This window comes from Bradyrhizobium sp. USDA3010, assembly GCF_056429065.1.
In genome coordinates this window covers 1-13,614 of record NZ_JBWJZD010000033.1, presented here as the reverse complement: position 1 = coordinate 13,614, position 13,614 = coordinate 1, and the positions used below count along the sequence as shown (strand labels likewise).

Genomic DNA, 13,614 nt, shown 5'->3' with positions numbered 1-13,614 from the left:
GCACGACAATGGAGAGGATCATGACCCCGGCCCGCACGTTCATCGCGAGCGCAATCGCTTGCCTCCTGCTTGGACCGAACTGCGAAGCGGCCGCTCCGCTGCAACATGCGCAGGCGCCCGGCTTCTACCGGATCATGCTCGGTGACCTCGAGATCACGGCGCTCCTCGATGGCACCCACCCCTTTCCCGTTCATGAGGTGATGACCCGGAACGAGGCGGCGGCCGATGGGAGCCGCAAGGCCATCAGGCTTTCGGATGCCCGTCCCGGCGAAGCCGAATCTCGTCTCGCTGCGGAGCGGCTTGCAGCCCCCGTGGAAGGTTCGATCAACGCTTTCCTGATCAACACCGGGAGCAAGCTCGTGCTGATCGATAGCGGCGCGGGCAGCCTGTACGGAGACTGTTGCGGCCATCTCGTCGAGAACCTGATCGCTGCCGGCTACCGGCCCGAGCAGATCGACGAGGTCTTTCTCAATCACCTCCATGCCGATCACGTCGGAGGTATAGCTCCGCATGGCAAGGTAGCGTTCCCAAACGCAATCGTCTGGGTCAGCCAGAACGACCTCGACTACTGGCTCGATCCGAAGAGCGAGGACGAGGCACCAACCTTCCTCAAGCCGATGTTTGAAGGCGATCGCGCTTCGTTGAAGCCCTATCTGGACTCCGGCCGCTTGCGGCCGTTCCAACAAGGCGCAGAGCTGTCATCCGGGATTCGCGCGATCCCGACGTTCGGCCATACGCCGGGCCACACCTCCTACGAGGTTACGAGCGGACCGCATAGGCTGCTGGTGTGGGGAGACCTTGTCCACGTCGCCCAGATCCAGTTTCCCGATCCCGCCGTGACCGTGACCTATGACAGCGATCCGCTCGCGGCCGAGGCCAAACGCGTGGCAGCGTTCTCGGATGCTGCGCGAACTGACACGTGGATCGCCGCCGCCCACATTGCCTTCCCGGGCCTGGGACACGTCCGCGCTACGGGCGGCCGATTTGAATGGATCCCTGCGAATTACACGACGGTCCTGCGGCGCTAGCTGCCGGCGTCGATCTCGCGAACAGCCGCATCAACCGAAGGTGAACAACATGGCAGGTCTCTTTCGTCCCGCAGCGCTGGGCGACCTCAGTCTCCCGAACAGGATCGTCATGGCGCCGATGACGCGTTCGCGCGCCGACGAACATGGTGTCATCAATGGTTCCGCTGGCGAATATTACGCGGCCCGCGCCGGCGCCGGCCTGATTGTCAGCGAGGGCATCAATGTAGGACCGATGTCCAACGCCTTTGATCGAACGCCGGGCCTGTGGACCGACGCGCAGACCGAGGGCTGGAAAGCGGTCGTCGAGCGGGTCCACAAGCAAGGAGGCCGGATTATCGCGCAGCTTTGGCACGCCGGCCGCGCGAGCGCGCGCGGTCTGCTATCAAACAGGCAACCACTGTCACCGTCAGGCGTGAATGACGATCTGGAACGGCTGCAGGTGTGGGCGCTGCTTGCCAACGGCGCCTATGTGCGCGTCGCGGCCACGTCGTCGCGTGCGATGACCACCGCAGAGATTGAGACCGTCGTGGACGAATTTCGACGGGCGGCCGCCAACGCCGTTCGCGCCGGGTTTGACGGAGTGGAGATTCACGGCGCCAACGGCTATCTGGTTCACCAGTTTCTCTCGCCGACCATCAATCTGCGAACCGATCAGTACGGCGGAAGCATCGAAGCACGCTCCAGATTGCTTCTCGAAATTGTTGCGGCGATTTCCGACGTCGTGCCGCGATCGCGGATAGGGTTGCGGCTGTCGCCCTTTGCCGATTACAACAGCACGCGGGACCCGAAGCCGGAAGACACCTATGGTCAGCTCGCGCCGTGGCTACAGACCGCGGGGCTCGCCTATCTGCACCTTGCAGACACCAACGCGTGGACCGGAGCGCCGGACTACGAGCGAATGCTGGCGATATTCCGCGAGCACTATCGCGGGCCTCTCATCGTCAATGCCGGCATCACCCCCGAGCGTGCCACCGATATCGTCAATTCCGGCGAGGCTGACGCAGTCGCGTTCGGCCGCCTCTTTCTCGCCAACCCGGACCTCCCGGCGCGGATACGAGCTGGCGGTCCCTACAATTCGCCGCAACCGGTTGGGATCTATGGCGGATCGGATGCGGGGTATCTCGACTATCCGAGCCTTGAGTCCGTGGAGAAGGAGTAAGGGGCCTTGGCCCGGCCGAAGATACTCATCACCGGCGCTACCGATGGCATCGGCCAGCTTGCCGCTTTGGAATTAGCCCGCCATGGGGCGCATCTCATCCTGACGGCACGCAGCGAGACCAAGGCCGACAGGACGCGTGCCATGGTCGAGGCCGCTGCTCCGGGCACGCCTGTCGACGTGCACCTCGTTGATTTCTCCGACCTGGCGGCCGTTGCCGCGACCGGCAAGGCCATTTCGGAACGGCATCCCCACATCGATGTTCTGGTCAACAATGCCGGTCTGCATGCCTTCCAACAACGCATCACAAAGGACGGCTATGCGGAAATGGTCGCGGTCAACTATCTGGCCCCATGGCTGCTGACCGACGCCCTGCGGGAGACTCTGGTGCATTCTGCCCCCGCGCGCATCGTCACAGTCGGCTCGGAGGCCTCCCGCCAGAGCGGATATCTTGAGATTGACACGGACTTGTTCGACACCGCGCCCTTTACCGCGCGCGGATCGTCAAGGATCTATGGCCGCACCAAGCTGCTCGACATCATGTTCTCCCTTGAACTGGCCCGACAGCTCGAAGCGACCGGGGTTGCGGTGAACTGTCTATGTCCGGGCTTCAACGTCACTGGACTCGGCCGTGAACTGAGCTTTGCCCGCCCGCTTGCCACGGCCCTGAACTGGCTGGGCGTCGGCAACCCTGCGCGTGGGGCGCAGATCATCGTGCGCCTCGCCACCGACCCGGCCTTCGGCGCGCGGACCGGTGCCTATGTCTCCGTGAAGAACGCCCGTCCGCTCACCCCCATTGCCCCGGCCAACAGCGAGCAAGCACGACGGCGGTTGTGGGACACCACGGCCGCAGCGCTTGCCTGCTTCAGATGAGTTCGTGACTCAATCGAGGGAGTCGAAAACAGTTGGCGATCGCATCGATGGGAAGGGGCCGCATCCCGATTTCAAACCCCTCGAAAGGTATGGGACCTGAGCTTCCTCCGGACGACGTCCTGAACGATGACGCGGCACGGACCTTCATCAACCAGCGCGGCATGAGCAAAAAGGCCGCAACCAGCCGCGATTAGGGTTGGAACGTACCTGCAATATCCTTAGGTCTCACGCTGCGCGTGTCGACGCGATAGGTCTCATTGCTGGGTGTGGCGCGCAGATAATCCCAAGGGCCCCGGTATTGTGGATGGCTCTTGACGACGACTCTGGCCATCTTGCAGCGATTGCCCAACCTTGCGCCAATTCTGGGCGGCATCGCGCCAATGTCTCGATGCTGGTCTTGTGGCAATTCGCGCGCGGCGTCCTTCCGCGGCTTCGTCCGAAAATCGCGGGCGAACCACGCGAAACTCAACCGATCGTGACGGTGGACTCTCAACTCGCCGTGAGCGAGGCCGACTCCACATCTTGCTCATAGTCGCGACCGCCTAACTAAGAATGTCTGGGGTTAAACGTGTATCGAAGCGAGTGGAGATCGAATAATGGCCAGTTCCGCCGAATCGACCTTGAATCAACCCGCCGACGTTCCGCCTCTCCCACGTCCGATCGCCGAGCACCCGCCCTCATGGCCGCAACTGCATTTTGAATCTCGTCCGTTCGTCAATATTTCGCCGCCTGAGATCGCCAAGCGCCGCGCCACGACCTGGTCGGGCTTTCGCGGAGAGACCGTCCAGATTATGCGGCACACGCAATTTGAATACGGATTCCAGGCTCCATGGCACCTGCTCATTGCGGCAGAAGTTGCCGAGCGCTACGATGGGGAGTCCTTTGTTGAAGGCCTTCCTCGCTCGACCTTGCGCGATTTTACTCACAAGCTGACTTTCGTTCCCGCCGGGCATGCCTTTCGCGGATGGCAGAGACCGCGCGCATTGACGCACACAACCTACTTGTACATCGATCCGCGTGGGCCTCTCGCCGATCCCGCGCTGCGATTTGAGGAGATCGAATTCAAGCCGCGCCTGTTCTTTTATGATAGCGATCTTTGGCAAACCGCTCTCAAGCTCAAATCGGTGATCGAGAAGGCGGACACGTCGCATCGACAATACGCCGAAGCGCTCGGCATCGTGTTGACACATGAGCTTGTTCGCATCAACGGTGACACCGAACTCCACAAGTCGGTCAGTCGTGGCGGCCTTGCGTCCTGGCAGCAGAAGCGGGTGGCCGCCTACGTCGAAGAGCATGTCGCCGACGATATTCCGCTCGCGACACTGGCCGAGTTGGCGCGGCTCAGTCCGTATCATTTCTCCCGCTCGTTCAAACGTTCTTTCGGCGTGCCACCGCACCGATATCACGCGACCCGCCGAATCGAACGGGCCAAGCAGTTATTGGCGAATCGTGAACGGTCGGTGACGGCGATAGCACTTGAGGTCGGCTTCAGCGATACCAGCACATTTACCTGCGCGTTTCACAGGCTGACCGGCGAAACACCGAGCTATTACCGTCGCCATCTCGATTGAAGCGGGCGAGTTGCCGACGCCGCTTGGCATACCGACCGAACCGCCCTTTGTGGCGCGGCACGCAGCGCGAACGGTGTGTCGAAGGACGTAGCGCCCTGCTGCCGATCGGCAGCAGGGCGCTGTGCTCTGATCTTCGAAGCAAGCGTCTCGAAACGAGACTCATTCGGCGGCCGTCCGGGCGGCACCTGACGGCATTCGCTCCTGGACGAGCCGGGCGAGGCCCGTGTGCAGAATGGCAGCAACGATGGCACCGACGATCGGGGCTGTCAGGTACAGCCAGGCATCATTGAAATTGCCGGTCGCGACCATCGGGCCAAGCGCCCGCGCCGGGTTGAAGGCGGCGCCCGTGAGTGCGCCACCCATGATGATGTTGAGGGTCAGGGTCATACCGATCGCCAACGGCGCCAGGATGCCGGCGCGGCCCGCCACCGCGGTGCTGAGCACGACAGTGACCAGGAAGAAGGCGAGGATAGCCTCGATCGCGAAACCGGCCCACGCTGTGACCGTGAGGGTCGTGGCGCCCAAAACGACATTATGCGCGAGCACGGGCATACCAAGGCCGGTTTCCGCACCGCCCAGCACGGCCCGCAACAAGAGTGCGCCGATGATACCGCCAAAGAGCTGACTGACGATATAACCAGCAGCCTCGCCGACACGCATGGCGCCGGCGGCAAGAACACCCACGGTAACGGACGGGTTAAAATGGCCGCCCGACACGGAGCCGTAGGCGAAGGCGAAGACCATGACGGTCAAACCGTGAGCGAAGGCAATCGCGGCGAGACCAGGCAGGCCGACACCATCGCCGACTACGGCCCCCGCGCCGGCGCCGATGAATATTAACGCGAAGGTGCCGATGAACTCCGCCAGGAGTTTTGGTGCAATCCGGTTGGACATTGTTGACTCCAGAGTGAGGTTGACCGCCGCGCGCGTGCAGGTTTGCGCCGGCAACGATCCGTTGGATTTAGGGATGGCCGACGGCACGGGAGCGCCGCCGGCAGGCAAAGCGAGCGACCTACTCCGCAGCGATGGTCTGCGGTTTGAAATCGATACCCATCGCCTTCGCGACGCCAGCGCCATATTCGGGATCGGCCTTGTAGCAGTGGGCGATCTGCCGCTTGACGATTTCGACCGGAACGCCTTGCATCGCCGTCTTGTAATTTTGAAAGAGCTGCTCCTTCTGGGCGACGGTCATGAGCCGGAACAGGTCGCCGGGCTGACGATAGTCGTCGTTGCCGTCGCGGTGATTGTAGCGGTCGGCATCGCCGGAAATTTTCAGCGGCGGCTCGCGGAAACGCTCGTCCTGCGCCGGGCCGTTGAACGAGTTTGGCTCGTAATAGGCATCAGGATTCGGATTGCCTGCGAGCCGCATGGTGCCGTCGACGTTGTAGGTGTGGACGGGACAGCGCGGCCTGTTGACGGGAAGCTGATCCGCGTTGACGCCGACGCGATAGCGGTGTGCGTCGGCATAGGAAAAAATGCGCGCCTGCAGCATCTTGTCCGGCGAGTGGCCGATGCCGGGCACGATATTGGCGGGCGAAAGCGCGGCCTGTTCGACTTCGGCGAAATAATTCTGCGGATTGCGGTTCAGCTCGAGAATGCCGACTTCGATCAGCGGGTAATCCTTGTGCGGCCAGACTTTGGTAAGGTCGAACGGGTTGTACCAGTGCTTTTCGACATCGTTCTCCGGCATGATCTGGACGGAGAACTTCCACTTCGGGAAATCGCCCCTTTCGATCGATTCGAACAGGTCACGCTGATGGGTCTCGCGATCATAAGCGACCTTCTCGGCGGCTTCGCCGTTCGTCCAGTTCCTGATGCCCTGCATGGTCTTGAAGTGGAATTTAACCCAATGGCGTTCGTTCCTGGCATTGATGAATGAGTAGGTATGCGAGCCGAAGCCGTCGATGTTGCGATAACTCTGCGGCAGGCCGCGATCCGACATGAGGATGGTCACTTGGTGCAGGCTCTCCGGCGACAGGGACCAGAAATCCCACATCGCGGTCGGCGAGCGCATGTTGGTCCTCGGGTGCCGCTTCTGCGTGTGGATGAAGTCTGGGAACTTCAGTGCGTCGCGCACGAAGAATATCGGTGTATTGTTGCCGACCATGTCCCAATTGCCTTCCTCCGTATAGAAGCGCAGCGCAAAGCCGCGCACATCACGCTCTGCGTCGGCGGCACCGCGCTCGCCCGCTACCGTCGAGAAGCGCAGGAACGCTTCGGTTTTTGTACCCTTCTGCAACACCTTGGCCTTGGTGTATTTCGAAATGTCGTGAGTGACGGTCAGCGTGCCATAGGCAGCCGAGCCCTTGGCGTGCTGGCCGCGTTCGGGAATACGCTCACGGTTCTGGTGGGCGAGCTTCTCGAATAGAACGAAGTCCTGCATCAGCAACGGGCCGCGTGGCCCCGCCGTGATGCTGTTCTGGTTGTCGGAAACCGGCATGCCGCTGTCGGTGGTGAGTGTAGGGCGCTTGGCCATGGATTGCTCCTGTATTGCGAGACATTTAGATCCCCGGCAGCGCTGCCGCTCTTCGCGGCAACGGCTCTTGCGTTCGCAACGTCGGTTGTTGACCGTGCGTTTGCGAGCAGCCGGGTGCGACGGAGATGTATGGGCCTGCTTGGCGGACACTTAGGGTCTATTGCTGCAATTGTAGCGATCTTGCGCCAACCTTCGGAAGCGGGAGGCGGTTATCTCTGATGGAGAATGACGGAGAGCCAACGGCCGTTGGTAGGCCAAACTGGCGCTGTCCGATGCTCTCGCATTCAACTGAATAACGTAACCGTGACGCTGGCTGGTTCCCGAAGTCTGAGCGCAGGCGATCCGTTCAGGTAGACGTCAGGTAGTCCTGCCAACTCTGCGGCATCCGAACATGTCGTTAGAGTATCCCTATGTTCACACGTGCAAGAGAGTGCAGCTTCACAGCATCGAGGGTTACCTCCTGGAGGCCATCCAGCCATGCGTCAAGTCATCCACGTTGTCAGCCGCGGCAATGGCCCCGATCGAAGCAAGTTGCTTCGAAAATGAGAACGGCAACGTCCTTGCTTGCTGCCGCTATCGCGTTGGGATGGTCATTCGGAACAACAGCCGCTCCAGTCGCTCCTCGCGATCCTCCCTGGAGCGCCGAGCGGATTGATCGTCTCCCCCTCGAGGTTCGCAGGGTTGTTGTCGCCAGGTGTGGAGCAGATGCGGAGGCCGGCCACTACTTCGCGACGTACGAGCACGATTCGAATGTTATCCATCTCGACTATTCCTTGCTCTATTGTCCCGCCGCACGGAACAGTGAAGAGACCCACTCTCTCCGCCAGACATTCGTCAAACGCCAAGGGGGATATGCGTTGTCGGGGGTGAAGTTCGATCGCGCCGATGACGCCGGCGATCTCTCACGGATTTCGCGCTGGAGCGCGAGACGTTCCGGTGCTCGAGACGGCAGATCGGCCTTTGCCGAGCGCTGACACAATTGGTGGAGAATACGCGATGTCAGCGGTAGCATAGCACGTGAGTCAGTGATCGCTGACGCGAACGCATGGGTAATTTGCGTGACCAACAGGTGCGCCGAAGTCACCAGCCAAACGCTGCTTCGACGAGATAGCGTGGCCCTCACTAACGAGAGTGCGAGCCCGCCGATTTCTACGCTGGGCTACGCCACTGCCCTCTCGTGAGCAAACAGCGGTTTTCCTTCGCCGGGCGTTGGTTCAAAGAACGCTGCGACCGGGTCGCGGTCATTGCCGCGTGCGCCCAGACCGAGAGTACCATGACCTAGTTTGACGAAACTGAGCCTCATTGCACGCTTGGCCTTCGCGTCATTGATTTGAATCCGGGCGTTGGGAAGCGCTTCTTCTCCACCCGCCCCGGATTGCTGGCGGATGTGAACCGCGATCGGCAGGACGGCCCAAGCTGACTTCCGCTGCGGCCTTGCGGCCGGCTTTGCTGCTCAAGACCTTGTCTCTTCGCAACTGATGTAGATGCGAGGCGTTTCCTTTCCTCAAGGTATGTGCGCACGTACTCGGAAATGACTTTCGGCGCAATTCGGCCTTCAGGCCACTGAGAACTGCACTCTCGACCGTGTCCAAATAAAAGGTCTTGGCGTCGATCCAGAGCGGCCAGGTGGTGAAACCGTGGAGATCGCAGGTCGGCTCAACGCCCTCCTGGGCGAGAAGGCTTATCCGAACCGCGTCAAGGGAGTGTGGGGCAATATGCTAGCGGGAGGGCGGTACCGCCAATCCCCCAGTGACGAGACGTCGGGGGGAAAGATGGTAGCGGGAGAGCGTTACGTACGGCCCCCCACCCAATTCGAGCCGCTATTTTCAAAGACTTACAGAGCGGCTTGACCTTCCGCCTGCCCGGGCTCGCTCTCTTGAGCCAGCTTTAGATTTTTGATCCTCGGACCGAAGGCCTTCTTAAACCTGTCGACCATGTCCACCAGCCAGCTAATGTATTCGGGCCACTTCTCTCGGTTATAGAGGTCTGCTTCACGCAACAGCGCAATTGTTTTATCATCATTCTCGGGATTGGGATTCCACTGCAAATGATGCCCGATTTCAGCCTCGATGGCTGCTCGATCGGCCATGAGTTGAGGAAGAGCCGCGTCGGCGACCTTATTGCCTAGATACACCCGTACTCCAACGCGACCATCGGCGGTATTCGCGACGTTCGACAGGTATATGTTCGCCCGGCCAAGAGCGACATCAAACCAGTACTGCGGCCGGGGTGTTTGGGCCGACGGCACAACCCTCCGCTCAAGCAGTTTCTTTTGAAACTCAGTCCAAAACTCTAATTGCAGCTGCTTAGCGTCACTGAGCGGTGCAACTGATTTAGCAGCGTTTGCTTGTCTTGCGATCTCAGTGGGTTTGCTCAGCACGTTGAATCGTACGGCTGGCTTTGAGCCATCGATCTGCCACAGCTCTATTTCGACGGCGTACATGCTGAGATCAACACTGGTATGTTCGTTCAGCCACTCAATTGCCTTCTTGTGCTCGTCAGTGAAGCGCTCAGCTATCCACACGATGGCGGTTGCCCCAAGTGTCGCCGCGTACGTTATGATCTTGCCGAGATGATCGTGATCCGTCTTGCCGAACTGGTTCTCAATTACGACGTATCCGCCCCGACTTTGCTTAGCGAGAATATCGGCCCAATACGGACCCACGGGCACTTCGATCCGCTCCACCTGTAACTCTAGTCCGATCTCGTTACTCAGCTTCGCGATGTTCTCTTCCTGCGCAAGCCAGGGCGTAAAATCGAGTTCTTCATGAGACCAAACATTCCTAATACCCACCTTTTTGATTTCACCGAGATCGATTGACAATGGAAGTCTCCCCAATCAGTAAGTATTACGATTTCAGATGCTAGCTAGCGGATTCACCATTCTGTGCTCGCCATATGTTTTTTACTTTGGAAATAATCGCGTTGTCGTCCGCAAGCGCTGCGGTGCTGGTTAACAGTAACAACCACGGCCAAAGTGACTATTAGGCGCATTCTGCTCGCTCCCCTGAGGTCTAATCTTTTGATCTGTCCGTCATTGGCGTTCCGGGCGGATGGAGAGCAATAGTTCCGCCACTGGCCTGAATCGCCCAATGCTCTTCACTCGAAAATCCAGGAGCCGAAACTAGGACAGTTATGTCGAAGAAGGGTCGGCCGACCAATGCAGACGAACGCAGATAAAAATGGAGGTCGTTAGGGGCAATCGCCATAGTATGCTCTTTGAAAATGGGAAGCATAGGAGGGGAGCTTAGTATTCTACGATACCAGTTCATCGTGAAACCGGAGTTATCAGCAAATTCTCCCAGAGACTCATAATTGCCCGCCGAAGCCAAAATCAAATCTCCGTCGAACCCAATATCAATTACTGCATGGTGGGCGGGTGCGGCCGACCGGTTGGAGATGCGAGCAATAACCTTAAATGCATCAGACTGATCTTGATTGGGACCGAAAACCAGCCGCTGTCTATTTCCGACAGGAAACCTTAGCGTGACGAAGGGCTGTGGCGTGGTAGCTCGCCTTAAGATATCGCGAACCTCGTAGTCTTCCATCGCGCGAGCTTGTAGCTCGAAGCGCTTATAGTATCGATTGTCGGGCGCCTGATGTGGCCCTGTCTGTGTCTGGGGAACAGAAATCACGAATCCGCGCCTTCCAGCGCCCAAATCAATTTCATCAATTCGAACGCCGTTCATGCGGGGATGCACTCTGGAAATGAGTATCTGCTCTATCCATTCTCGCGTAACCTTTGGGTCCGCGACACCATCATCTACTCGGATAGGGCCGTTCGTCTTTTTGGCCTCATCAATGCAGTAGAAAATCTGGCCCCCCGCTGAATTTGCCATTGCGGAAACGGTGATACACAGCTCACTGGGCTTATTCCCGTCACGAGCTAACGCATCCGACGCCTTGAATTCTACCTGAAGGGATTCGACTAAACCGTCCGCCAAAAGCTTCTCAAGATCGGCACGGCTCCTAAAGGTAGCAAATGACTCCAGCATGAATCTCAACTCCTAAAAACCAGGTCGGTTCATCTTATTCGATTATTCAGATCACGGATGCGACTGTGCATCGTCCGAACAGCCGCCCGGCTTGCCGCCCTGATTGATGCATGCGCGGTATAACCACGGCACAACGTAACTGCCCGCCCACACTCCCCGCGCGGCGTGGTCGGCTTCGCGCTCCGCGCTATCGTATTTGCCCCTGGAGTAGCGAGGCCAATCGAACGCGAGCCCGCCCCGCACAAGCCAGTCTCCCAGGTCGACGCCGCCAACTGAACACGTTGCGACTGTACGCCCATAGACATCACGTCCAACCGACTCGCACCTAACCGCCCTCCCCGCTATGAAGGCGTCCAGCTCATTCGCCGCCTTCGCTCCGCAGCGATATGGCAAGCTGTCGTCTCCACGGCAGAGCTGCGAGCTTTCGGGTGCATCGATGCCCCACAGCCGGATGCGAGTGCCGTGAATTTCGAGCGTGTCCCCGTCAATGACGCTAGCGCGGCCAATCAACTCACCCGCGCAAGCTACCCCGCTCGCCGCGATAAAGATCGATAGGGCTAGGTATCTCAATTGCACTTGAGCCTGCCCCCACTGACAGCCCTGCAAGCTTCGACGACCGAAGCCACCCCGCTTTCATCTACGAAGCCCTGACTCTGAGCAACGCTTTCCGCGATGCTTTCTACCGCCTTCTTAAACTCGCGATCCTTCTCTAATTCTTTGGCTCTATAGAGGGGTTGCGGCGGCGGAGACGCCATTTGGCGAACGATCATTGCGGTGTTCGCCAAGGTTGTCAGCACAGCCACAGAAATAATGCCCACCATCCACTTTGAAATTTCCATGGTTGCGATCCAAACCCACCCAAATCAACCTTGACTTGTTTAGAACGTAATGAGAACACTAAGATTGGTCAACGTGGACAATCCTACCTTCAAGCCCTTCGCACGAGTGCTGTCCGATGCGGCTGTCGATCAAGCAATCGCGGCTTGCGGCGATGACGCACGCGAAGCCGTGAAGGCGCTGTTGATTGCGAATGAGTTTCTCGAAAGCAAAAAGGCTGGCCTGACATGGATAGCATGCAGCTCTTGAAGAAGGTTTCCTTCGGTGCCCGGGTTGCGGAAGAGGAAACGAATGAGCTTGGCAGCTATTTCGTTGAAACGGATCAATGGGAACGGATTTTCAACGGCGAGATCGACGTAGTCAAAGGCGACAAGGGGGCGGGCAAAAGCGCTATCTATTCCCTGCTGAGCGCAAAGTCGGACGACTTATTCGACAAGCGCATTCTCATCATAACGGCAGAAGAACCTAGAGGGACACCCGTATTCAAAGAACTCGTTGCAGACCCTCCCGCTGCCGAGGCTGAATTTATCGGCCTGTGGAAACTATATCTGGTATCGCTAATCGCAAAGAAGCTTCAAGAATTCGACATCAAAAATAAACCGGCCAAAGACCTGATCAGTCATCTGTCAGACCAAGGGCTAGTTCCGCATGTCTTCGAACTGCGGAAACTTCTAAAGACCGTGCGCCAGTACGCTCAACGGTATTTTTCACCGACCATCGAAGCAACGGTCAGAGTTGAGCCAACAGGCGGGCACGTTTTCACGGGAAAAATTACCCCCGGTGAACCGAGAACCGACCAAAGCAAGGCGGGGTACGTTTCAGTTGATAACCTAGCAGCGCTAGCGGAGCAGGCCCTAAAAGAAGCCGACTTTCAAATCTGGATACTGCTTGATCGCCTAGACGTAGCTTTCGCCGAAACGCATGACCTTGAAAAGAATGCGTTGAGGGCGCTGTTTCGCGTCTACCGGGATTTCAGTGCGCACGATCATGTCAAGCTAAAGATATTTCTCCGCACCGACATTTGGACCCGGATCGTTGAGTCTGGGTTTAGAGAGGCGAGTCACATAACGCGTGACATCACGTTGACTTGGTCAAAAAACGCTTTGCTCAACTTGATGATCAAACGTGTTCTGAAGAACGCCGCGTTGGTGGAGGCGAAGCAGATTGATCGCGAAGCAGTGCTAAAGAGCTTTCCCGGTCAAACGGAGCTCTTCTATAAACTGTTTCCCGATCAAGTTGATCAGGGAGCGAAGAAACCGTCTACGCTTGACTGGATTATTAGCCGTTGCGCCGACGCTACTGATAGGACAGCGCCTCGCGAAGTAATTCATCTGCTGAATTCCATTCGGGAGCAAGAGATCGCTCGGCTCGAAAGAGGGGAAGCCGCGGCGCCGGAACCACAGCTATTTGATAGGTCCGTCTTTAAATTAGCTTTACCCGCTGTATCCGAAGGTAAGCTCATATCGAACCTTTTCGCCGAATACCCAGAACTCAAGCCCACCATGCAGAAGCTTAAGGGTGAGAAAACGGAGCAGACCCTGGAAACACTAGCTAACCCGTCCTATTCGTGAGAGTGCGGCTTTTGGGCCCGATTGATGCGGCCGTACATCTGCTCTGACGAGGCGCACAGGATTGCCTTCGGCTTTTCACCGCCTGACGACCGGTACTTTGCAACGCG

General features: G+C 58.5%; 13 protein-coding genes. 7 read left to right on the top strand and 6 right to left on the bottom strand.

Annotation, left to right across the window (positions count from 1 at the left end):
- Positions 1-20: 20 nt before the first annotated feature.
- The 5 genes from AC066Y_RS34385 (at position 21) to AC066Y_RS34365 (ending at position 4,628) form a co-directional block, all read left to right on the top strand.
- Positions 21-1,028: an MBL fold metallo-hydrolase gene (locus tag AC066Y_RS34385; RefSeq protein WP_478277741.1), complete on the top strand. Its 1,008-nt coding sequence runs from the start codon at positions 21-23 to the stop codon at positions 1,026-1,028.
- Positions 940-2,187: an alkene reductase gene (locus tag AC066Y_RS34380; RefSeq protein ID WP_478277810.1), complete on the top strand. Its 1,248-nt coding sequence runs from the start codon at positions 940-942 to the stop codon at positions 2,185-2,187. Before AC066Y_RS34385 ends, AC066Y_RS34380 begins: the two co-directional genes overlap by 89 nt.
- A 6-nt stretch (positions 2,188-2,193) precedes the next feature.
- Positions 2,194-3,057 (top strand): SDR family NAD(P)-dependent oxidoreductase, encoded by an 864-nt coding sequence (locus AC066Y_RS34375; RefSeq protein ID WP_478277740.1) that lies wholly within the window; start codon positions 2,194-2,196, stop codon positions 3,055-3,057.
- A 32-nt stretch (positions 3,058-3,089) separates the two neighbouring features.
- A complete protein-coding gene (locus tag AC066Y_RS34370) occupies positions 3,090-3,251 on the top strand; it encodes a hypothetical protein (protein ID WP_478277739.1) in 162 nt (53 codons plus the stop codon).
- A 402-nt stretch (positions 3,252-3,653) separates the two neighbouring features.
- Positions 3,654-4,628, top strand: coding sequence for a helix-turn-helix domain-containing protein (locus AC066Y_RS34365; protein ID WP_478277738.1), 975 nt, complete (start codon positions 3,654-3,656; stop codon positions 4,626-4,628).
- Between the two features lie 159 nt (positions 4,629-4,787).
- On the opposite strand, the gene AC066Y_RS34360 is transcribed toward AC066Y_RS34365, so the two are convergent.
- The 6 genes from AC066Y_RS34360 to AC066Y_RS34335 form a co-directional block, all read right to left on the bottom strand.
- Positions 4,788-5,522 (bottom strand): MIP/aquaporin family protein, encoded by a 735-nt coding sequence (locus AC066Y_RS34360; RefSeq protein ID WP_478277737.1) that lies wholly within the window; start codon positions 5,520-5,522, stop codon positions 4,788-4,790.
- A 118-nt stretch (positions 5,523-5,640) separates the two neighbouring features.
- Entirely contained in the window at positions 5,641-7,104 is a 1,464-nt protein-coding gene (locus AC066Y_RS34355) for a catalase (RefSeq protein ID WP_478277736.1), read from the bottom strand.
- Between the two features lie 1,834 nt (positions 7,105-8,938).
- Positions 8,939-9,928, bottom strand: a complete 990-nt coding sequence (locus AC066Y_RS34350) for a DUF4268 domain-containing protein (protein WP_478277735.1) — start codon at positions 9,926-9,928, stop codon at positions 8,939-8,941.
- A gap of 190 nt (positions 9,929-10,118) precedes the next feature.
- Positions 10,119-11,099: an AlbA family DNA-binding domain-containing protein gene (locus AC066Y_RS34345; protein ID WP_478277734.1), complete on the bottom strand. Its 981-nt coding sequence runs from the start codon at positions 11,097-11,099 to the stop codon at positions 10,119-10,121.
- 51 nt (positions 11,100-11,150) lie between these two features.
- Positions 11,151-11,648 carry a thermonuclease family protein gene (locus AC066Y_RS34340; protein ID WP_478277809.1) on the bottom strand — a complete coding sequence of 166 codons (498 nt, stop codon included), beginning with the start codon at positions 11,646-11,648 and terminating at the stop codon, positions 11,151-11,153.
- Between the two features lie 17 nt (positions 11,649-11,665).
- Positions 11,666-11,938 carry a hypothetical protein gene (locus tag AC066Y_RS34335; RefSeq protein WP_478277733.1) on the bottom strand — a complete coding sequence of 91 codons (273 nt, stop codon included), beginning with the start codon at positions 11,936-11,938 and terminating at the stop codon, positions 11,666-11,668.
- Positions 11,939-12,002: 64 nt separating this feature from the next.
- Between AC066Y_RS34335 and AC066Y_RS34330 the strand changes: the two genes are divergently transcribed.
- Both AC066Y_RS34330 and AC066Y_RS34325 read left to right on the top strand, forming a co-directional pair.
- Positions 12,003-12,185 carry a hypothetical protein gene (locus tag AC066Y_RS34330; RefSeq protein ID WP_478277813.1) on the top strand — a complete coding sequence of 61 codons (183 nt, stop codon included), beginning with the start codon at positions 12,003-12,005 and terminating at the stop codon, positions 12,183-12,185.
- Positions 12,164-13,507, top strand: a complete 1,344-nt coding sequence (locus AC066Y_RS34325) for a P-loop ATPase, Sll1717 family (RefSeq protein WP_478277732.1) — start codon at positions 12,164-12,166, stop codon at positions 13,505-13,507. Before AC066Y_RS34330 ends, AC066Y_RS34325 begins: the two co-directional genes overlap by 22 nt.
- Positions 13,508-13,614 lie beyond the last annotated feature (107 nt).

Bases quoted from the DNA above. Each gene is read 5' to 3' on its own strand.
- AC066Y_RS34325 (WP_478277732.1), top strand. From the start codon at position 12,164: ATGGATAGCATGCAGCTCTTGAAGAAGGTTTCCTTCGGTGCCCGGGTT.
- AC066Y_RS34355 (WP_478277736.1), bottom strand. From the start codon at position 7,104: ATGGCCAAGCGCCCTACACTCACCACCGACAGCGGCATGCCGGTTTCC.
- AC066Y_RS34365 (WP_478277738.1), top strand. From the start codon at position 3,654: ATGGCCAGTTCCGCCGAATCGACCTTGAATCAACCCGCCGACGTTCCG.
- AC066Y_RS34385 (WP_478277741.1), top strand. From the start codon at position 21: ATGACCCCGGCCCGCACGTTCATCGCGAGCGCAATCGCTTGCCTCCTG.
- AC066Y_RS34335 (WP_478277733.1), bottom strand. From the start codon at position 11,938: ATGGAAATTTCAAAGTGGATGGTGGGCATTATTTCTGTGGCTGTGCTG.
- AC066Y_RS34345 (WP_478277734.1), bottom strand. From the start codon at position 11,099: ATGCTGGAGTCATTTGCTACCTTTAGGAGCCGTGCCGATCTTGAGAAG.
- AC066Y_RS34360 (WP_478277737.1), bottom strand. From the start codon at position 5,522: ATGTCCAACCGGATTGCACCAAAACTCCTGGCGGAGTTCATCGGCACC.